Source organism: Octadecabacter ascidiaceicola, from assembly GCF_900185015.1.
In the GTDB taxonomy this organism is placed as follows: Bacteria; Pseudomonadota; Alphaproteobacteria; order Rhodobacterales; family Rhodobacteraceae; genus Octadecabacter; species Octadecabacter ascidiaceicola.
Map to the genome: position 1 here is coordinate 143,701 of NZ_FXYD01000001.1, position 20,652 is coordinate 164,352.

Here is a 20,652-nt window from a genome sequence, read left to right on the forward strand (position 1 = left end):
TTTTGTCATTTGCCCTTTGTATGTAGGGGCTTGTGGGCGTTTTCAAGTGGGTGTCAGTCGTCTTTCGCCAGCGGGTGGTGATCCAGCACCAGTTCTTTTAGGCGTTCATCCAGCACATGGGTGTAGATTTCAGTGGTCGCTACGTCCGCATGGCCCAGCAACGTCTGGATAGACCGCAGGTCCGCACCGCCCGCCAATAGATGGGTCGCAAAGGCGTGGCGCAACGTGTGAGGCGTGACCTTTGCTGGGGAAACACCACCAGCAACGGCAAGGTCTTTGATGAGGTTAAAGAAGCTTTGCCGCGTGAGATGGCCGAGTTTGCCACGGGACGGAAACAGGAATTTGCTGCGCGGTGTGCCGTCTTTGAATGCGGCGTCTTCGGCCTCGTCGCGGGTTTTCAACCAGACGGTTGTGGCGGCGCGGGCAGGGGGTGACAGCGGCACCATGCGTTCCTTGTCGCCTTTACCGCGCACCAGCAACATACGGGGATCACCCCGCGCGGCGGACACTGGCAGCGACACCAATTCGGTCACGCGCATGCCCGTGGCGTACAAGAGTTCCATTAAACAGGTCGTGCGCAATGGGTCTTTCTTGGCGCTGCGGGCGGCCTGCAGCAGTGCATCGACTTCTTCGTGGCTTAAGGTTTTGGGAAGGCGCTTGTCGCGCCCGGGGCCAGAGATTTGGATCGCGGGATTGTCCTCGCGCCAGCCTTCTTCAAACGCAAAACGGAACAGCTGTTTGGCGGCGGACAGACGGCGTGCCCGCGTGGATTTTGCAAGGCCTTGGCCGTCACACCAGATTAAGTATTTCTCTACGTGGTCTTGGGTAACCTGTGCAAAATGCATGCCGTTCAACCAGTCGGAAAAGTCCGCAAGATCGCGCGCGTAGGCCAACTGGGTGTTGGTCGCTGCGTCTAGTTCCGCGGCCTGTGCTTCTAGAAACGCTTGTATCCAATAGGCATTGGGGCGGCTCGATGCGCTCATTCTAGCAGCAGGTACTGTAGTGCGGTGCGGCGCGCGACGTCTTCCAACCCAAGGGCGCGAAGGGTTGCGAACCCTTCCTTAAAGGCGAGCTGGTCACCGTCGATGCCTTGCTGCAATGTTGCGATACTGCGCAAGATCGCTTCGCCAGTGCGCCCGTTTGCAGCCATCTCAACAAGGGTCGCGTCCGGTTCTGCGGCAAATGCATCGCGGATCAGTGGGTACTGCCCACGGCCAGCATGGGCCTGCGATGGATCACCCTTCGCTACGGCGGCAAGGAAAGGGTCAGTTTGGGCAAATGCGTCAATCAATGCTGCTTGTTCATACTGATCCGACAAAAGCAAAAGCTTAAACAATATCGCATCGGCGCGCTGGTCCGCTACTGTGGATGCCATTAGGTCAGGGGCGAAATGCCGCGCGAGAGGTACTGCCACGCCAACTGCTTGCGCTTCGTCCCAAAGGTTATTGAGTGCGAAAAGCATGTCATCGCCGTTCCCATCAACAAGGGCTGCTCTGACGCGCGAAACCGCTTTCGCGCGTTCCCAAACGCCACCAGACGCAGCAGGGACACGTGCGGTATAAAGCCCAATCAACGCGTTGTCAGAAATCGCGCCTGCACGGGCGAGGCGTTCTGCCGCCTCAAGCTGACCCTTCCAGCCAACATTCGCCCGCAAATCCGCATGTGCAAATGCGCGTGGCAATCCGACGGTGGTAAGGGACGAACCGATTGCTTCAAACATGCGGAAGGTCAGCGGTGTCGTGCGATCCGGTTGGTCAAGCTCCGGTTCGCCCTCATAAAGGTCCGGATCAAGGAACCGCGCCAGCAGGGCGCCAGTTGGTGCATCAATATCGCCTAGCGCCAAACCTGTGTTCAACGTCAACGCGGCAGCAGACCAATCGCCTGAGCGCGCCAAACAGAATATCCGCGCAGACGGTGTTGGTGCGATATCGGGTTGATCATGCAAGGCGCGACATGCGCCATCTTCTGTGCCAGTCAGAAGCGAAACATCAAACCAACGGCGGAACAGTTCTGGCTTGTCAGCACTCGCGCTTTCAAGCATCGCTTGGGCAGGTTCCAGCGCGCCGAAATCTAGTAGCTTATCCACGCGCGCCAGAAAGAACGCGCCGGGCGTAGCGGCTTCCATTGGCGGATTGGCTTCCGCTAATGTCAGGGTTTTCAGCAATTCCTGTATCGCGGGAAGGGTGTCGATCTGTTCGGCCTGAAGTAATGCAATCAATGTCGTGGCGTCGCTTTGCCCCCACAGATCAGCTGGCAGTCCGGTTGCGCTAGGCGGCAACAGTCCCAGCGCACGCGGTGCTGGTCCGCCCAATGTTTGCACCGATACACTTGGGGTCGCGGCTGAATTGGCAACAGGCGCTTCGTTTGCGTCCGGTGTACGGGTCGCCTGTGTTCCAAGAACGGGTGCTGCGGCGAGGACTTCGGGTTGCTCGACGCTTTCAGACAGCCAATCAATGGCTGACAATGGTGCATTGTCGTCGGTTTGGGCCCAAAGGGGGGTCGCGCAAGACATGAACACACACAAGATTGCCGAACGCGAAACCATTAACTGCCACCTAGTGTTACAGGCAGAACAACTTCTTCAACGGGCGCTGCAAAATCTGCGGGCATGAAAATCGGCCCCAGATAGGCAAATGCAATGAAGGCAACTGCCGCAAGAACGACCAGAAAGAACAAGAATTTGATCAATCGCCACATGGGTTTTGCTCCGCCTGTTTCATGTCCACTCGATGGTTCGAATTCGCGAACCAAATGCGCAGCCTCAGTTGCTGCTTTGCCTAAGGTTATATATGTCCTTTTCAGCAAGATCACGCCACCGCTTCGTTAATTTTTTCAAACCGGCGGCGCACAGCCGATATTGATCGGCAAATTGTTGTTTAAAAGGGGACGATTGGGGCAATGAACGACCAAGAAAGCAAACAATCACCAAGATCGGAGCAAATTTTGCGCCGCACGGTTGTGCTTGTTGGCATGATGGGATCGGGAAAAACGGCGATCGGACGAGAGCTGGCCTATCGATTGAACGTGCCTTATGTCGATTCTGATGCTGAGATCGAAGCCGCCGCAAACGCAACGATCGCTGAGATTTTCGAACGCTCCGGTGAGCCGTTTTTTCGTGACCGTGAAGCAGAAGTAATTGCGCGGTTGTTGCAGTCTGAACCCTGTGTGTTGTCGACGGGGGGCGGTGCATACCTCGCGCAGCGCAATCGCGCGGCGATATCCGAGCATGGCGTCGCTGTTTGGCTGGATGCAGACCTTGAGTTGCTATGGGAACGCGTGCGCCACAAAGACACTCGGCCTTTGCTGCGCACGCCGGACCCGAAGAAAACGCTGAGCGAAATTTTTGAGCAACGCGCGCCCATTTACGCCTTGGCCGATATGCGCGCCGAGGCAAAACCGGAATTTTCCATTTATGAGATGACGGATGAGGTGCTGCAGGTATTGGCCGTGCGCCCCGACGTTCTGGAGAACAAGAATGATTGAGACCGTCCACGTTAACCTGCCTGGTCGCGAATATGATGTGGTGATCGGGCCGGGGCTGATGGCCGACGCTGGCGCACGCATCGCGCCGTTCTTGCGCCGCCCACGCGTGGTTATCGTATCCGAGGAAAACGTGGCTGCCCTACATTTGATGTCACTTCAGGCTGGCCTTGAGGCATCCGGCATCGCGTCAGAGGCGTTGGTCTTGCCCGCTGGAGAAAGCACCAAAAGCTGGCCGTTTCTTGAGCAAACCGTCGAATGGTTGCTCGCCCAAAAGGTTGAGCGCGGCGACATCGTTGTGGCCTTTGGCGGCGGTGTGATTGGCGATTTGGTCGGGTTTGCTGCTGCTATTTTGCGCCGTGGCGTTCGGTTTGTGCAGATCCCGACATCACTGTTGGCGCAGGTCGACAGCTCTGTTGGCGGCAAAACGGGGATCAATTCGCCTGCTGGTAAAAACCTAATTGGCGCGTTTCACCAGCCAACGCTGGTGCTTGCGGATACAGAATTGCTTGGCACGTTAACGCCGCGCGATTTTCTGTCCGGTTACGGCGAGGTCGTGAAATACGGGCTGTTGGGTGATGCGGATTTCTTTGACTGGTTAGAGGCGCAGGGTCCGGCGCTGGCCGCTGGTGATATGGATGCGCGTGTGAAAGCCGTAAAACGATCCGTCGAAATGAAAGCCCGCATCGTAGAACGCGACGAGACAGAGCAGGGGGACCGTGCGCTTTTGAACCTTGGACACACCTTCTGTCACGCACTTGAAGCCGCCACCGGATACAGCGATCGCCTGCTACACGGCGAAGGCGTAGCGATTGGTTGCGCGATGGCGTTCGAAGTATCCGCGCGCATGGGCCTGTGTAGCCAAGAAAGCCCAAGCCGCGTGCGCGAACACCTGAAAGCCATGGGCATGAAGACAGATCTGGCAGATATTGAAGGCGATTTGCCCGATGCCGATGGCCTGCTTGCGCTAATGGGACAGGACAAAAAGGTTGTCGACGGTCAGCTGCGATTCATCCTCGCGCGCGCCATTGGCGATGCGTTCGTAACGGGCGATGTGCCCGCAGATGTGGTGCTGTCCGTGCTGAATGACGGTCTGGCAGCCCGCTAAAAGAAAACCCGCGATGGCATGTACCACGCGGGTTTCTGTATTCTGATTGTTGGCCGGGCTTAGAACGGGATTTCGTCGTCCATGTCGCCGCCGCCGCCTTGGTCACCGCCACCAAAGCCACCGCCTTGGTCACCACCACCGCCATAGCCACCACCTTGGTCGCCACCGCCGTAACCGCCACCGCCGCCACCATTGCCGCCGTCACCGCGACCACCCAGCATGGTCATCACGCCGTCAAAACCTTGCAGCACAACTTCGGTGGAATAACGGTCCTGACCAGACTGGTCCTGCCATTTACGTGTTTGCAATTTGCCCTCGATGTAAACCGTGGACCCTTTTTTTAGGTATTGCTCGGCGATACGAACCAGACCTTCTTGGAAGATCGCAACAGAATGCCATTCTGTCTTTTCGCGGCGTTCACCAGTGTTTTTGTCCTTCCAAGTCTCGGACGTCGCAATGCGCAGGTTGCACACTTTGCCGCCGTTCTGGAAGCTCCGCACTTCTGGATCGCGGCCCAGATTACCGATAAGCATGACTTTGTTAAGTGAACCGGCCATTTCTGGACTCCCCGTGGTATTTTCGAATCTAAAACTATCTGGCTCGTGATACATCACCGCCAACGGGTTAGAAACTGGTTAATAGAACCCTAGGAAGAGCTGTCCATTGGCGAATTGCACCGTAAAGTGTGGAAACTACCCTGTTAGTGGGCTATATGTGCGGAAACGTGGGGGCGATTTATGCGTGTAGTTTGTATTTTGGCGGCGTTCGCCACAGCGGTATCAGCGGTGCCTGTCACGGCTGACAGCCTGTCGACGCGCAACCGCACGACGCTTTTCAGCTCTCAGTTGGACGTTTTGGATGGCCGCGCGTCATCGCAATATGCAAATTCCGTGCGCTTGCAGCCTCCGCGTGTTGTGGTGCCATCGGCGACCAACACCGGCCCTCAATACAACGGCAATTATCGCGGACAGTTCTTGGACATGGCCAAGTCAGCTGCGCGGCGCAACCGTGTTCCTGAAGATCTGTTCCTGCGTTTGGTGCAGCAGGAAAGCGCGTTTAACCCCAATGCAGTGTCCCATGCCGGGGCGATTGGGCTTGCGCAGCTTATGCCCGGCACAGCACAGTATTTGCGCGTTAACCCCCGTGATCCTTATCAAAACTTGGATGGCGGAGCGCGGTACTTGCGTGAACAATATGACACATTCGGCTCATGGCGTTTGGCACTTGCGGCCTATAACGCAGGTCCGGGTGCAGTGCAGCAGCATGGCGGTGTCCCGCCATACCGTGAAACACGCAACTATGTACGTGTTATCTGGGGCAGCTGATAGCGTTAAGCATTCAGATTTAGAAAAGGCGTCACATCAACTGCGGCGCCTTTTGCTTTGATATCATTGAAATATTACTCAGCGGCCATTTCGATAACAGGCTCCATTTCGGCCAGATCAGCATCAGACAGGTGGCATTTCACCTGATGACCATCTGCGAGCATCCGAACTGGTGGCACTTCGCTTTCGCACAGCGACTTTCCAGCCTTGTCCTTCCAGTTGCAGCGCGTTTGGAACGGGCAACCGGTAGGCGGGTTCATGGCCGATGGAATGTCACCATCAAGAACGATGTGCTTCTTCTTGATCTTGGTGTCCGCAATCGGAACGGCGGACAAAAGCGCCTCGGTATATGGGTGGTACGGAGGTGCGAAGACCTGATCCGTAGACCCCATTTCCACCACATGCCCAAGGTACATTACCATAACGCGATCAGACAGATAGCGCACGATGCTAAGGTCATGCGAGATGAACAGAAGCGTGGTTTTATGCTCGCGCTGGATTTCCATCAACAGGTCGGTTACAGCCGCCTGAACCGACACGTCCAATGCGGACACAGGTTCATCGGCCACCACAATCCGCGCATCACCGGCAAAGGCGCGCGCAATACCGACACGCTGCTTTTGCCCACCAGACAACTGGCGCGGCATTCGGTCTGCAAAGGCGCGGGGCAGCTTTACTAAATCAAGCAGGTCGAGCATACGTTCACGGCGCTCGTTGTCGTTCTTGCCGATCTTGAAAATCTCAAGCGCGCGCATGATTTGCCGCCCGACGGTCATCGATGGGTTCAGCGTATCAAATGGGTTTTGGAACACCATTTGCACATCTGCGATGGTGTTGGTGTCGCGCTCTTCAATCGGGATGTTACCGATGCGTTTGTTGTCGAGCAGGATTTCACCGTCTGTGGCGGTTTCCAGCCCCATCAACACCTTGGCAAACGTGGATTTACCGCAGCCGGATTCCCCAACGATCGCAAGGGTTTCGGATTCGCGGGCCTCAAAGGACAGCGTTTCGTTGGCTTTGACGACCTTCTTTGATCCGCCGCCAAACAGCGCGGACGCGGCAACCTCGTAGTATTTCTTGAGGTTGTCCATTTTCAGAACAACACGGCCCGGTTCAGGTTTTTCGGTTTGCGCTCCAGCCACAAGCGGGGCGTTCCAGTCGATCTCGCGATACCGCAGGCACCGTGTTTCATGGTCGATGTCAGCGTTTTCCATCGAGATGGGGCCGCTGTCACAACGCCCTGCCTCAAAGTAGTCGCAGCGTGGGCCGAAGTTACAACCGTTCGGTCGCTCATGGGGCAGGGGGAAGTTGCCCGGAATGGCCACCAAGGGGTGCTCGTTTTTGTCGGCTCCGGGCAGGGGGATCGAACGGAACAGTGCCTGTGTATAGGGGTGCTGCATGTTGTCGAACACGCCCTCAATGGTGCCACGTTCGACCGCTTCGCCGGAATACATCACGCAGATGCGGTCACAGGTTTCCAGCACGAGGCCAAGGTTGTGGCTGATGAACAGCATTGAAGTGCCGTATTTTTTGCCAAGGTCCTTCACTAGTTCAACGACAGCCGCTTCGACGGTCACATCAAGCGCGGTTGTCGGTTCGTCCAAGATCAACAAGGATGGCTTGGACATCAACGCCATGGCGATCACGATGCGTTGCTGTTGGCCGCCTGAAAGCTGATGCGGAAACGAGTTCAACATGCGTTTTGGGTCAGGCAGCTTAACGTCTGTCACAACTTCCAGCGCGCGGGCGTAAGCCTCTTCCTTTGACACACCTTCGTGGATCATCGGCACTTCCATCAGCTGCTTGCCGATGCGCATGGCGGGGTTAAGCGACGCCATGGGTTCCTGATAGATCATCGCGATTTCGGACCCGCGAATGTCGCGCAATTCCTCGCGCGTCATGGTGTTCATCTCGCGGCCCTTGAACTTGATCGAACCACCAACGATGCGTCCGTTTACGCCGAGGTCCTGCATGACGCCAAGCGCCACGGTGGACTTGCCGCAACCGGATTCCCCCACAATACCAAGCGCTTCGCCCGGTTGCAGGGAGGCAGAGAAGTTCATCACCGCAGGGATTTCCCGCAGCCGTGTGAAGAAGCTGATCGACAAACGGTCGATTTCAAGGATGGGGCCGTTGTAGGGTTGCTTGTCCATGGGCTTAATCCTTCAGGCTTTCTTCACGCAGACCATCCGCGAGAAGGTTGAGGCCGAGTACGAGTGACAGGAGTGCAATCGCAGGTGGCAATGCAAGGTGCTGCGCGAACAACAACAACTTTCGGCCCGCGTTGATCGTTGAGCCCCAGTCAGGGCTTTCTGACGCCAAACCAAGGCCAAAGAAGCCCAATGTTCCCAAAAGGATCGTGGTGTAACCGATCCGTAGGCAAAAATCGACGATCAGGGGGCCGCGTGCGTTTGGCAGGATTTCCCATAGCATGATGTACCAAGTGCCTTCACCGCGCGTTTGCGCGGCTGCCACGTAGTCGCGTGTTTTGATATCAAGCGCGAGGCCGCGCACGATACGAAACACGGTCGGCGAGTTCACGAAGACCACGGACACAAAAACCACGAGAATTTCTTTGGGCAGTGTGAACTTATCAAGCGCCTCTGGCAGGAAGTACAACACGGTGTCTTTTTCCGAGATCCCAGCGACATAGGCGTAGCCTACTGGAATAAGGACAAACGCCAGATACAGGGCATTCTTGCTCGGTTGTGTATGATAGCGCGAGTTGATCAGGACGCCAAAGAAGATCAGCGGAAACAGAAACAAGACCGCGGCCATGTAGTTTGGAACGCCAAGATCAATGAGTTCCGGCGTCACCAGCAAGAAGAACAACAAGATGACTGGAAACGCGAGGATGAGGTTGGCAACGAAGCTCAGGATCGTGTCCAGTTTGCCGCCGTAGTAGCCCGCAGGCAGGCCCAGCGTAATGCCGAGCATAAAGGCAAACACGGTCGCGACTGGCGCAATGATCATAACAATTACGGACCCATGAACCACGCGGCTAAAAATATCGCGCGCTAGATTGTCACCGCCCAAAAGGTAATGCGGGAAAAAGTCAGCGTCTTGGCCATCAGGAACCGGAATGCCCGGTACTTTGATCTTGAGCCCCGAGATTTGCTGCAACGGATCGTGGGTTGCGATCATGTCGAACACGCCCACGAAGATCGACGTGAAGACCCAGAACATCACCAGCGCAAAACCAATCATGCCGACGGTGGAATCAAACAGTTTTCCGTAAAGGCCCAATTTGCGTTTGAAGGTGATCGACAAAGTAAAGGTCACGATCAGTGCGATCCACACGGGGATGAAACGCTTGCTGATTTCGCCGACAATGCCTGCTTTGCCATAAGGCATGAACCAAGACACAACGATGATTGCCGCAAAGATCAGCACGATCAACATGAATATCTGGCCGTTCAGGCGTTCCAGTTGCCCAAGAAGCCCGCCACGCGATTGTATTGTGCCGTCGGCGTTGGCTTGCAGTTTCACCTCGGGCGCGAAGAAGCCCACGATGAGTTGCAAAATGACGCCCGCCAAAAATACGCTTGCGGCGATGACAAGGGCGGGGGTGAGGGTGCTCCCGAAGGAGCCGGTCCAGGAAAGTGGTTCCATTGTTCTGGCTCCTTAAGAAATGCGAATGCGTGGGTTGAGGAAGACATAGCCGATGTCTGAAATCAGCTGCGTCGTCAGCACCACGACGACGGAGATAACCGAAACGCCAAGCAGCATTTCGATGTCGTTGTTTGAGGCCGCGCGCACGAGTTCCCAGCCGAAGCCTTGGTAGGTGAACAGGGTCTCAACGATAACAACGCCGTTCAACAGCCACGGGATTTGCAACATAATCACCGTAAAGGGGGCAATCAGCGCGTGGGCAGAACGTCAGAGACGTTTTCCTTTGCAACGGTGGAAAACCCCCAGTTGCCTTGAATAATGCCACAAAAGCGCGGGGTGCTGTCAGTTGGTACAGAATTGCCTTCGCATTTCGCGCGGATTTCACCGTCTGATCCGTCAATGACATAGCCAGGCAAAACGCCGAGCCATTGTCCGTATTTTATAGGCAGGGACTGTGTGTAGCCGCGGTTGTCGAGAAAGCTGACGACAGCCTCATCAGACATGCGGAAGTTGCCCTGTGTTTTCGCCAGCACTTCAAGCTTTGGATAAAGATTGGTGAGCCAGAAAACGATAAACGTCAGGCAGAGAGCCGTAAGGAGCATGACCCCTTAGCGGCGCAGAATACACAGTCCCATAGTGTACCCCTGTTGGGTTTGCCGCACGCATTATTGGCGCGATCTTTTTTAGTCGACGTGTCGCGTGAAAAAAGGGCCGCCCCGAGTTAAGGGCGGCCCGATTGTCGCGTCAGTTAGGCTGCAACAGCGATCTTGTAGATCTGTGGCAGGTACGCGATGTGCATATCCCAGCCAACAAAGCCCGGCTTTGAATGGCGGTACAGGGAACGCCAGTAAGGCTGGATCGTGACCGCTTCGTCCGTGAGGATCTGCTGGATCTTCGCCATCACTTCGCGACGTGCATCTGCGTCAGCCAATGCGTTCGCTTCGTCAAGCAGAGCATCGAATTCCGCATTCGAGAATGCAAATTCGTTCCATGCTTCACCAGAACGGTACGCAAGGCCAAGTACCTGCGTGCCCAGTGGACGGTGGTTCCAGTTGGTGGAAGAGAACGGGTACTTCGACCAGTCGTTCCGGAACGTGGAACCCGGGATGATTGTCCGCTTCACGTTGAAGCCAGCGTCACGCAACTGTGCTGCAACCGCATCAGTTGTGTTCTTGCGCCAGTCATCGTCGATGGAAGAGATTTCCATCTCGAAGTCAGCCATGCCAGCTTCTGTAAGCAGGGCAAGCGCGCCTTCTGGGTCGTACTCAGTGGCCGCAACATCAGCCCATTCAGGGTGCATCGGACCAACGTGGTGGTTGCGCGCTGTGCTACCTTGGTTGGCATAGCCAAGCTCAAGGCAAACAGCTGGGTCAACCGCCATCTGGATCGCCTTACGGACGCGGACGTCGGCGTATGGTGTCATGCCGTCAACTTCTGCGGCTTGGTTTGGACGAATAACGATCGTCGCAGCAGATGCGATTTCAGAACGCTCATAGCCGATTGACTCGAACACTTCGACGAAGTCGCCAACAGTTTCGTATGTCATGTCGATTTCGTCGGCGGCGGCTGCTGCAACCCATGCAGACGGGTCAGTGCCGTAGTCGATATATTCGATGCGATCGAGGTAAGCGCCTGCGCCTTCGGCGTAGCCCCACCATTCGTGGTCTTCGTTGCGAACCAGAACGGACTTAACCCCAACTTCGTGGCTCTCTGGCAGGTATGGGCCAGTGCCAACAGGTGTATTGATCGGGTTATCGCGATCAAGCGTGTTGTGGTAAATCGCGGCTGGGTAGTCAGCCATGCCCGCAATCAGCGAGATGTCAGATGCTGGCAGGTTTAGAGAAACCTGATGCGTGCCAGTGACTTCGATTGCGCCTTCGATGGCTTTATTTGTGTCCGCATCAACGATGACGGACATACGGCCCGCCATGGAGTTGCCTTCAGCGTCCTTGTCACACCAATCTGTGATCACACGCGCAACGTCTTCAGCGGTGAAGTCGTCGCCGTTGTTCCACTTTACGCCTTCACGAACGTTTAGAATGTACTGTGTCGCGTCTTCGTTGACTTCCCAGCTCGTGAGGAGGGCAGGTGTGAACGTACCATCGGAGTTGTACTCGACGAGATACTCAAGCCAGCCAGCATAAACGAACGCCATCTGCGTCCAGTCCGTTGCACGGATGTCCTTTAGCGCACGAACTTCCATCTGCATGCGCATTGTGCCGCCCTGTTGGGCGTGGCCAGCAGCTAGCGCCGGCTGGGTCAGGCCGAGAAGGCCGTACGCGCCAGCGGATGTGACGCCAAGTGCGGTTGTGCGCGCCATGAATTCGCGACGGTCAAGCTTCCCAGCCATCTCGTCTTTTACATACACGTCGACTGCTGAATGCAGTGGAGCGCCCGTAAGGGTTTTATTGGTCATGCGTGTTCTCCCTGATGACACGTTTTTGTTTTGCAGGGTTTTTGGAACGGACAACTCGCACCGGTTCGCGCGTCTTAGTTTTCGTCCCCCCCTTGGAAACTGCATTGGGCGGGGTTTTTGACCCGCCGTCAACGGCTGCAATCGGCACTTGCGACGTTTGCATGGTCGTAAATGGGCCGCAAGGCGAAAGCGGGGGGATGCTGCGATGCAGCATTAAATTAAGGAAAATGAACCGTTTAAGCCTGCGCAAGCGGCCCTTTTTTGCGGAACTGGGATGGCGTTAGTCCGGTCTGGGACTGAAACGCCCGTGTGAAGTACGCGGCTGACCCAAAACCGAGATCGCCCGCGATCTGGCGGACAGGGAATTTGGTGTCGCGAAGCAGCATTCGCGCCTCAAATAGAATGCGATCGTTCAACAACGATAGCGCAGATTTTCCGCTGGTTTGCTTGCAAACACGTGCCAGATGGGTCGGCGTAACCCCAAGCTTCGCGGCGTAATCTGCCACGCCATTGTGTTCATGAAAATCGCGCTCGATCAGGTCGGTGTAGGCCGCGACGAGCCGCGCTGCCGCGGTATCTTTGCGTGCGTCCTTGCTGTCCTCAGATCTGATTTCCAGCTGACGTTCAAAATAGATAGCCAGAAGACCAAGGTTGTAATGGGCTGCCCGCTGGCCACCTGTTTGGTCTGACTGCAATTCACGCTCAAGCGCGTCGAGATGCACAGCGAGTTCTTTTTGCGCGATTACGTCACGCAAGCGAAGGTGAACTGGTTCAATTGGCCATTCGTCCGCCATAGCAGATGGGATTGTCAGCATTTGCCCGAACACGGTTGGGCCAACCTCAAATCCGTACATGGTTCCTGCTGGAATATAGATCAGGTTATTGGCACCAAACCCGCTGGTGAGCCCCGCAATAGTGATGCGGCCTTGACCGCGCGCCACGAAGATAAGTCGCGGTGATGTATGGCTGCGCATCGCTTCTGTACGCCAACGCCCTTGGCCAGCATTCTGTGCGATTGCAGTCAAAGCGAGGCGGTTTTGCGGGTCGGTCATCATCAGCGGCTATCCCTAGAACATGTTCGAATAGGACAATTTTCACCGTAAATGTGTGTAATTCAAAGACCTTTATGTGGACTATTTGAGATCGCCCACATCTGGTAGCGGCACGATCTGCCAACGCTTCATACGGGAACGCAACCAAGTACGCTGGCGTTTGGCGTATTGGCGCGTGGCCACGATTATCGCCTCACGCGCCGAATCGGGGGTGATGTCGCCGTTCAACAATTGGATCATTTCATGGGCCCCGATTGCCTTGGACGACGGCGCTGTTTCGTCCCAGATGGGCCGCATCTTTTCGGCCTCATCCAAGGCACCAGCGTCCATCATCATATCAAAGCGTTCCGCAATCCGCGCGTTGAGCCAGTCCACATCCGGCATCAGGGCAAGGGCAGTACAGCTTTTCAGAGGAACAAGTGGTGGCGGCGTATCCGCCTGCCAGTCGCGAATGCTGCGTCCAGTGGAAGCCTGCACTTCATAGGCGCGTTGGACACGGGCGCGGTTGTTCAAGTCAAGCCCTGTGGCGGTCGCATCGTCCAGCGCGGCGATAAGGTCGGGCAGAGGGATGGCATCCGCTTGCGCCCGAACCGCGGGTGGCGTTGGGGGGATCTCGGCAAGCCCCTCGGTCAGGGCGCTGAAATACAACCCCGTACCGCCAACGATAATCGGGCGCACACTGTTCATAAAGGGTTTCACATCACGCAACCAATCGCCAACGGAATAGGGCGCATCATACGCGAGGTGACTATAAAGGTGATGCGGTGCACGGACTAAGTCTTCTGCTGGTGGTTGTGCCGTCAAAATCGGCCAGCCCTGATAGACCTGCAAGGCATCGCCGTTGATAATAACGCCGCCTTGGGCCTCGGCGATTTGCAGAGCCAAACCCGACTTGCCCGATGCCGTTGGCCCATAAATCAAGACGGGCTTATTGGCGTCAATTTTGGTTAGATCAATCATGCGATGTCCCATTGCGTCCCCCCTCCTTTTGCGACATTTTAACGCGAACTGAAAGCAGCACCGGAGCGCCCATGTCTGAGACAGAAAAAACCGCCTATAATCGTGTCATGCTCAAGATTTCAGGTGAGGCGTTAATGGGCGATCAGGGCTTTGGCCTGCATCCGCCCACCGTCGAACGGATCGCGCGCGAAGTGCAAAGCGTTCAGGAAATGGGTGTTGAGATATGCATGGTCATCGGCGGCGGCAATATCTTCCGCGGGCTTCAGGGCTCAGCGCAAGGGATGGAACGCACCACGGCGGACTATATGGGCATGCTCGCAACCGTGATGAACGCGCTGGCGATGCAATCCGCCCTTGAGGGCCTCGGCATCCACACCCGCGTGATTTCCGCGATCACCATGAACGAAGTGGCCGAACCCTACATTCGCCGCCGCGCCGTGCGTCACCTTGAAAAGAAACGCATTTGTATTTTCGCGGCCGGTACGGGCAACCCGTATTTCACCACAGATACTGCAGCCACATTGCGGGCTTCTGAAATGGCCTGCGAAGCGATCTTTAAGGGCACCAAGGTTGATGGCGTCTATGACAAAGACCCGGCCAAACATGACGACGCTAAACGCTACGACAAGATCACATATGACGAGGTTCTGGCCCAGCACCTTGGCGTGATGGATGCATCCGCCATCGCGTTGGCACGTGAAAACAGCCTGCCGATTGTGGTGTTCAGCCTTGACGCAGATGGAGGGTTCAAAGGGATCCTTGATGGAACCGGAACATCCACGGTTGTTAGCGATTGAAGTTTTTTGCGAAGTTTGTCGTGATCCAGCCTTATTTTCGCCGCCTCGTTCTTTGAAAAGTGGGTTATGACTGATTTAAGTGCGCCCCAGCCAGACTACTTTGATGTCCTGCTTGATGTGGTGAACGAAACGCTCGGGTGTGATCGATCTACCCTGACCCCCGAGACAACCTTTTATGACCTCGACGTTGACACTTACGAATATCAATCGATTTTCGCGCAAACATGCGAGCGTACAGGTAAAAATCTGTCTAAGGTTGTCAACTCAATGCCTATTTACACACTTGGTGCGTCTGAATGGACTATGACGAGCCTTCAAAATCTTGCGGCATTCAGCCCTAAAGCAGATCAACTGCTATTACGTTATAATGTACGCGAGCAGGTTGACACTTTGGGCAGCGTTGCACTTTCGATTGAAGCTGAAACTTATGTTTCGTCAGCTAAGCTGGGGGAATTGGCTTATCCTGCGCGAACAAAGCGTTATGTTGTGATCTGGTCATTGGTGATCCTTATCGGGTTGGCCTGTATCGTCCCGATTGCCTTTGCGTTCATGCCGAGGTGTACGGCGACTTGTGAATTGCCCCGTTGGTCGCTATCGCGCGATGTTTTGCCATTCTTTGGATCAATGGCTGCACTTCTTCTGGCTGCAGCATATGTGCCCGGAATCCTAGCGCTTCGAAAGGTAAGGCGTCGACGAGGTTAGGCTAAAATTGCTCTGAACCCGCTGATCTGCACAACTTCTGCGCACACCTTCTATACAAACCCAGCGCATTAACTGTATATCAACCGAAATAACGTGAGAAGAGCAGCACTATGTCAGATGACTTTATTCTAGATACCGATGATTTGAGCCGCCGTATGGACGGTGCGATTGCCAATTTGCGGGTCGAGTTCGCTTCCCTGCGGACAGGTCGCGCGTCGGCATCAATTCTTGAACCCGTGATGGTGGATGCCTATGGTTCCATGACGCCAATCAACCAAGTTGGTACTGTTAACGTTCCAGAGCCACGCATGGTCACGGTAAATGTTTGGGACAAAGGCCTTGTTGGTAAGGTCGAAAAAGCCATTCGCGAAAGCGGCCTTGGTATTAACCCACAAACGAACGGCACGATCATCATGCTGCCGATCCCCGAGCTCAACGAAGAGCGACGCCGTGATCTGACCAAGGTTGCCGGTACATATGCGGAAAACGCGCGGGTCAGTGTTCGCAACGTTCGTCGTGACGGGATGGATCAGATCAAAAAAGGCAAGAACGACGGCATGTCTGAAGATGACCAAAAGCTTTGGGAAGCTGAAGTTCAGGACATGACCAACGATTTCATCAAACGCATTGATGAGCAGCTTGAAACGAAACAAGACGAGATTATGCAAGTCTGATCCGCGTTCGCGGATGAGAGGTAGACGAGTAGAGCGGGGGCCACTCATATGGCCAAAGATATCGAGAACGGCCCAAACCACGTGGCCATAATTATGGATGGCAATGGACGCTGGGCGCAGATGCGTGGGCGACCGCGCCTATTCGGGCACCATGCTGGTGCAAAGCGTGTGCGCGAAATTGTTGAGTCTTGCCCGAAATTTGGCGTTAAGTATCTGACAATATTTGCATTTTCGACAGAAAATTGGAAGCGCACGCAAACCGAAGTCGCTGGTTTGATGAAGTTGTTCCGCCGTTACATCCAACGCGAAGCGCGAGACTTGTTGGCCAATGGCGTGCGGGTTCGTTTCATTGGTGACCGTGTGCGCCTTGATGACAAGCTCGTGGACCTAATGGACGAGCTGGAGTTGCTGACCGCAGGGAATGACCGCGTTCATTTGACTGTCGCCATTAACTATGGCGGTCGAGACGAGGTGGCACGCGCTACACGTCGTTTGGCCCATGACGTGGCGGCAGGGAAGCTCGCCCCGAATGACGTGAACGATGAAACGCTTCCGAAGTATCTGGATACGTGTTTCTTACCAGATCCTGATCTGGTGATCCGAACAAGCGGTGAAGCGCGGATTTCGAACTTCTTACTTTGGCAATCTGCCTACGCTGAGTACGAATTCATCGATACGCTATGGCCAGACTTTACCCCTGACGTGTTTTCCCATGTTTTGTTGGGTTTTAAGTCTCGGGAACGCCGCTTTGGTGGGGTGAAAGTCTGACATGGCGAACTGGTCCGACCTAGGCCCGCGCGTTGGCTCTGCAGCAGTCATGTCAGTGCTTGGGATCGGTGCGATCTGGCTGGGCGGCAACATTTTCCTTGGGCTGGTGTTGATTGTTACGGCGCTGATGGCTTGGGAAATTTTCGAAATGTGTGAGATGCAGCCAGAACGGGGCCGCGTTTCTATGCCGGTTGCCGTGTCTTGTGTTCTTTTCCTGTGTCTTTTCAGCGCTGGTACCATTTCTTGGCTGGCGGTATTGGCATCGGTCGTTTTGGTAGTTGGTTGTGGTTTCGCGCTTACGAAAGAGCGAATTTATGGGGCCCTGGTTCTGTTTGCGGTGTTCTGGGTCGGCTTTGGGTTGGTCGCGTTCCGCGAAGAGCAGGGGCTGGATATGCTCCTCTGGCTTATCCTTGTGGTGATCGCCTCTGATGTGATGGGCTATTTTGCGGGGAAGACCTTTGGCGGACCGAAGTTCTGGCCCTCTATTAGTCCCAAGAAAACATGGTCCGGCACCGCTGTAGGCTGGATCGGCGCGGCATTGGTCGGGCTAGGGTTCGTGATCTGGAACGGTTCACCTTTGGGCTTGATCTTGTTGTCGGTCCTTGTGGCGTTTGCTGGGCAAATGGGCGACATTGTGGAGAGCGCATTGAAGCGCAAGACAGGCGTGAAAGACAGCTCAAATCTCATTCCGGGTCACGGTGGAGTGTTAGATCGTTTTGATGCGATTTCTGGCGCTGTGATCTTTTTGTTGGCGTTGTCTTTGGTCATTCAGGTCTCGGTCTAGAGGTGGGCATGCGGCGCGTTTCGATCCTTGGGGCGACCGGCTCTATCGGGCAAAGCACGATTGATCTGATCGCGCGTGACCCCGAAGTATATGACGTCGTGGCGTTGACTGGTGCGCAGAACATTTCACAATTAATCAAAGATGCCAAAGCATTACGTGCCGAAGTTGCTGTGACTTCCGATCCTTCAAGGCTGGACGAGTTACGCGATGGCTTGGCTGGAACTGGGATTGAGGCCGCCGCTGGCGACGCCGCCTTGATTGAGGCCGCAGCGCGTCCCGCTGACTGGGTTATGTCGGCGATTGTAGGGGCTGCTGGCCTTGCGCCGGGGTTGGAGGCGTTGAAGCACGGAACCACCTTGGCGCTGGCGAACAAAGAATCCCTTGTCACCGCTGGGACGCTTTTGATGTCTGAGGCCAAGCGGTTAGGGGCAACTGTTCTGCCTGTGGATTCCGAACATTCGGCCGTTTTTCAGGCCCTGATCGGTGAAGACATCTCCGCAGTTGAGCGCATCATCATTACGGCTAGCGGCGGTGCGTTTCGTGATCGTCCGCTTGACGCCTTGGACCGTGTTACCGTGGCCGAAGCCTCAAACCACCCTAATTGGGATATGGGGCAACGCATCACAATCGACAGTTCGTCTATGTTTAATAAGGCCATGGAGCTTATTGAAACAAAAGAGTTTTTCGGAATTGATGCGAACAAGATTGAAACGATTGTCCACCCCGAAAGCCTGATCCATGCGCTTGTCGGGTTCAATGACGGCGCGCTGATGGCCCATGTTGGCCCGCCAGACATGCGCCACGCCATCGGGTACGCGCTGAACTGGCCGGATCGCAAACATGTTCCCGTGGAACGCCTTGACCTTGCCGCCATTGGCCAGCTGAATTTCCGCGCACCCGAAGCGGCCCGTTATCCCGCACTCGCCATTGCCCAAAAGGTGATGGAGGAGGGTGGCTTGACTGGGGCCGTCTTCAATGCCGCAAAAGAACAGGCGCTGGACGGGTTCCTTGCTGGCGATTGCCGTTTCACCGATATGGCGCGTGTCGTAAACGGTGTCGTTGACGTGATGTTGTCCCGCGAGGGGCTGCAAAATGCCACGATCACCCTAGATAGCGTTAACCAAGCCGACAGCATGGCGCGTGCGCTTGCTTGCGAAGAAATTGCGAAGATTGAGAGTTAGACCTTGGATTTCATGACAAACCTGATCCCGTCCTTCGGGAACATCGCCTTTACGATGTTGTTCTTTGTGATCGCATTGTCGATCATCGTGGCGATTCACGAATACGGTCACTACATCGTCGGGCGCTGGTCTGGCATCCATGCTGAGGTCTTTTCGATCGGGTTTGGCAAAGTACTGTGGAGCCGTCGTGATAAACGCGGCACCCTTTGGCAGATCGCAGCATTGCCATTTGGTGGTTACGTCAAGTTTCTAGGCGACGCGAATGCAGCCTCCGTTGGTGGTCGCGACTCCGGAGAAGAGGGTGCGAAGCTGGAGGATTACATCGAGAATCGCTCGAATTTGTCCGCTGAGGCGATTGCCCACACTGAGGCTTTGACAGAACGAAACACCATGCTCGGCGCTCCGCTTTGGGCGCGCTCTGCGACGGTTGCCGCGGGCCCCGTTTTCAATTTTATCCTGTCGTTCCTTGTGTTTGCGGGTGTCTTGATGTTCCAAGGACAGCCTACGACCCCGCTGACAGTCTCGGCTTTGCCTGGTTTTCCTGACATGATTGAACAGCAGCTTGAGGCAGGGGACCGCGTGCTTGAGGTCGAAGGCGTTGCGTTGAATTACCCCGAAGGTTTTAGTGCTGCGGTGGCGGATGTGGAGTCCAAACCCTCTGTCGAGTACACGATTGAACGTAATGGCGAGCAAATGACGGTGCTTGGCCCGCAGCCACAGCCTGCATTCGTTCAGGCAATCACCCCGCGATCCGCAGCGGACGATGCCGATCTGAAGATTGGCGATGTCATCGTCAGCATGAATGGCACACCGGTTTACCAGTTCAATGACATGATTGAATTCGTCAATGAAACGCGTGAACAACCTATTTCACTGGTGGTTTGGCGCGATGGTGAGACGTTTGAAAGCACCCTAACACCACGCTTGACTGCGATCCCGCAAGCGGACGGGTCCATGCGTGACGAGCCAAAGCTTGGTATTGGAACGGGTGGTTTGTTCTTTGAACCTGCAACCGGCGCCGTGGGGATTGGCGAAGCAATGAAGCTCGCAATCCAGCAAGTGTGGTTCATCATCAAGCAGTCCATCAACGGGCTGAAGCAGATGATCATCGGCAACATAAATACCTGCAATCTGAGCGGCCCCGTCGGGATCGCGGAAACCTCCGGTTCCATGGCCAGCCAAGGCACGCTGAGCTTCATCAGCTTTATCGCTGTTTTGTCCACGGCTGTTGGCCTGTTGAACCTGTTCCCGATTCCAATTCTTGATGGAGGGCACCTTGTTTTTCATGCCTATGAGGCGGTCACAGGTAAGATGCCGAGCGATGGTGCACTGCGAATTTTGATGGCTGTCGGACTAGCGTTGATCGGTACCTTAATGCTGTTCGCGATTGGTAACGATCTGCTGTTCTGCCCATAAGGGCAGGTGGGAATTACCTTACAGTTGTCATGGCGCTGCCCAGAAGTTGCCACATTTGGTCGTCATATTGTTCGCAAGTTAATCCAATGAGGATAGTTCAATGCAGACGATTACAGCTGGATACCAAGGCCTTAGCCTTCTTGTGAACCTGAACTGGGATCGCTTGATCTATCTTGGCACGATCGTTGCGGCACTCGGTATGGGTGCTTGGGTTGGGTCGCTGCAATAGCGGCTGGTTCCGTTGGTTAACGTCACCTAGGATTTTCCGAACAATCGGCATTATTTAGCGCGTCTCGCAGTTGGTTCTGTGTGACGCGTTTGTTGCTTTTGACAACCTTACGTAGCACGGGTAGACCGGACCTACTTGGGATGTCTAA

20 protein-coding genes and 1 pseudogene are annotated in these 20,652 nt (G+C 55.3%); 11 read left to right on the forward strand and 10 right to left on the reverse strand.

The window, feature by feature from the left end; genetic code table 11:
- Positions 1–53: 53 nt before the first annotated feature.
- From OCA8868_RS00750 to OCA8868_RS16570, 3 genes are read right to left on the reverse strand one after another with little or no spacing between them, the layout of a single operon-like run.
- Positions 54–983: a site-specific tyrosine recombinase XerD gene (locus OCA8868_RS00750; RefSeq protein WP_093994655.1), complete on the reverse strand. Its 930-nt coding sequence runs from the start codon at positions 981–983 to the stop codon at positions 54–56.
- Positions 980–2,545: a hypothetical protein gene (locus OCA8868_RS00755; RefSeq protein WP_093994656.1), complete on the reverse strand. Its 1,566-nt coding sequence runs from the start codon at positions 2,543–2,545 to the stop codon at positions 980–982. Before OCA8868_RS00755 ends, OCA8868_RS00750 begins: the two co-directional genes overlap by 4 nt.
- Positions 2,545–2,697 (reverse strand): hypothetical protein, encoded by a 153-nt coding sequence (locus tag OCA8868_RS16570; RefSeq protein WP_093995457.1) that lies wholly within the window; start codon positions 2,695–2,697, stop codon positions 2,545–2,547. Before OCA8868_RS16570 ends, OCA8868_RS00755 begins: the two co-directional genes overlap by 1 nt.
- Before the next feature lie 201 nt (positions 2,698–2,898).
- Between OCA8868_RS16570 and OCA8868_RS00765 the strand changes: the two genes are divergently transcribed.
- Complete coding sequence (locus OCA8868_RS00765) at positions 2,899–3,483, forward strand: shikimate kinase (protein ID WP_093994657.1); 585 nt, start codon at positions 2,899–2,901, stop codon at positions 3,481–3,483.
- Positions 3,476–4,588 (forward strand): 3-dehydroquinate synthase, encoded by a 1,113-nt coding sequence (gene aroB, locus OCA8868_RS00770; protein ID WP_093994658.1) that lies wholly within the window; start codon positions 3,476–3,478, stop codon positions 4,586–4,588. The genes OCA8868_RS00765 and aroB overlap by 8 nt, the downstream gene beginning before the upstream one ends.
- A gap of 59 nt (positions 4,589–4,647) precedes the next feature.
- Here aroB and ssb read toward each other — a convergent pair whose 3' ends face one another.
- Positions 4,648–5,145, reverse strand: coding sequence for a single-stranded DNA-binding protein (ssb, locus tag OCA8868_RS00775; protein ID WP_093994659.1), 498 nt, complete (start codon positions 5,143–5,145; stop codon positions 4,648–4,650).
- A 180-nt stretch (positions 5,146–5,325) separates the two neighbouring features.
- Between ssb and OCA8868_RS00780 the strand changes: the two genes are divergently transcribed.
- Complete coding sequence (locus OCA8868_RS00780) at positions 5,326–5,913, forward strand: lytic transglycosylase domain-containing protein (RefSeq protein ID WP_093994660.1); 588 nt, start codon at positions 5,326–5,328, stop codon at positions 5,911–5,913.
- A 74-nt stretch (positions 5,914–5,987) separates the two neighbouring features.
- On the opposite strand, the gene OCA8868_RS00785 is transcribed toward OCA8868_RS00780, so the two are convergent.
- The 6 genes and pseudogenes from OCA8868_RS00785 to miaA all read right to left on the reverse strand — a co-directional run bounded on the left by OCA8868_RS00785 (position 5,988) and on the right by miaA (position 13,965).
- Positions 5,988–8,066: a dipeptide ABC transporter ATP-binding protein gene (locus OCA8868_RS00785; protein ID WP_093994661.1), complete on the reverse strand. Its 2,079-nt coding sequence runs from the start codon at positions 8,064–8,066 to the stop codon at positions 5,988–5,990.
- Between the two features lie 4 nt (positions 8,067–8,070).
- Positions 8,071–9,525: an ABC transporter permease gene (locus tag OCA8868_RS00790; RefSeq protein ID WP_093994662.1), complete on the reverse strand. Its 1,455-nt coding sequence runs from the start codon at positions 9,523–9,525 to the stop codon at positions 8,071–8,073.
- A gap of 12 nt (positions 9,526–9,537) precedes the next feature.
- Positions 9,538–10,127: pseudogene (locus tag OCA8868_RS00795) on the reverse strand (ABC transporter permease subunit).
- Positions 10,128–10,273: 146 nt separating this feature from the next.
- On the reverse strand, positions 10,274–11,941 hold the full coding sequence (locus OCA8868_RS00800; RefSeq protein WP_093994663.1) for an ABC transporter substrate-binding protein: 1,668 nt from the start codon (positions 11,939–11,941) through the stop codon (positions 10,274–10,276).
- 236 nt (positions 11,942–12,177) lie between these two features.
- Positions 12,178–12,996: a helix-turn-helix domain-containing protein gene (locus OCA8868_RS00810; RefSeq protein WP_093994665.1), complete on the reverse strand. Its 819-nt coding sequence runs from the start codon at positions 12,994–12,996 to the stop codon at positions 12,178–12,180.
- A gap of 78 nt (positions 12,997–13,074) precedes the next feature.
- Positions 13,075–13,965 carry a tRNA (adenosine(37)-N6)-dimethylallyltransferase MiaA gene (gene miaA, locus OCA8868_RS00815; protein WP_245847969.1) on the reverse strand — a complete coding sequence of 297 codons (891 nt, stop codon included), beginning with the start codon at positions 13,963–13,965 and terminating at the stop codon, positions 13,075–13,077.
- Between the two features lie 59 nt (positions 13,966–14,024).
- On the opposite strand from miaA, the gene pyrH reads away from it, so the two are divergent.
- From pyrH to OCA8868_RS16825, 8 genes are all read left to right on the forward strand, one after another.
- Positions 14,025–14,750, forward strand: coding sequence for a UMP kinase (gene pyrH, locus OCA8868_RS00820; protein WP_093994667.1), 726 nt, complete (start codon positions 14,025–14,027; stop codon positions 14,748–14,750).
- Between the two features lie 66 nt (positions 14,751–14,816).
- A complete protein-coding gene (locus OCA8868_RS00825) occupies positions 14,817–15,452 on the forward strand; it encodes a hypothetical protein (RefSeq protein ID WP_093994668.1) in 636 nt (211 codons plus the stop codon).
- A 110-nt stretch (positions 15,453–15,562) separates the two neighbouring features.
- Positions 15,563–16,126 carry a ribosome recycling factor gene (frr, locus tag OCA8868_RS00830; protein WP_093994669.1) on the forward strand — a complete coding sequence of 188 codons (564 nt, stop codon included), beginning with the start codon at positions 15,563–15,565 and terminating at the stop codon, positions 16,124–16,126.
- Positions 16,127–16,174: 48 nt separating this feature from the next.
- A complete protein-coding gene (uppS, locus tag OCA8868_RS00835) occupies positions 16,175–16,894 on the forward strand; it encodes a polyprenyl diphosphate synthase (protein WP_093994670.1) in 720 nt (239 codons plus the stop codon).
- Between the two features lies 1 nt (position 16,895).
- A complete protein-coding gene (locus OCA8868_RS00840) occupies positions 16,896–17,678 on the forward strand; it encodes a phosphatidate cytidylyltransferase (RefSeq protein WP_093994671.1) in 783 nt (260 codons plus the stop codon).
- An 8-nt stretch (positions 17,679–17,686) separates the two neighbouring features.
- The gene (gene dxr, locus OCA8868_RS00845; RefSeq protein ID WP_093994672.1) at positions 17,687–18,859 is read left to right on the forward strand and encodes a 1-deoxy-D-xylulose-5-phosphate reductoisomerase; all 1,173 of its coding nucleotides are present in this window, start codon (positions 17,687–17,689) and stop codon (positions 18,857–18,859) included.
- Positions 18,860–18,871: 12 nt separating this feature from the next.
- Positions 18,872–20,275 (forward strand): RIP metalloprotease RseP, encoded by a 1,404-nt coding sequence (rseP, locus tag OCA8868_RS00850; protein ID WP_093994673.1) that lies wholly within the window; start codon positions 18,872–18,874, stop codon positions 20,273–20,275.
- Positions 20,276–20,375: 100 nt separating this feature from the next.
- Positions 20,376–20,504 carry a hypothetical protein gene (locus OCA8868_RS16825; protein ID WP_281253576.1) on the forward strand — a complete coding sequence of 43 codons (129 nt, stop codon included), beginning with the start codon at positions 20,376–20,378 and terminating at the stop codon, positions 20,502–20,504.
- The last annotated feature ends 148 nt before the right edge of the window (positions 20,505–20,652 follow it).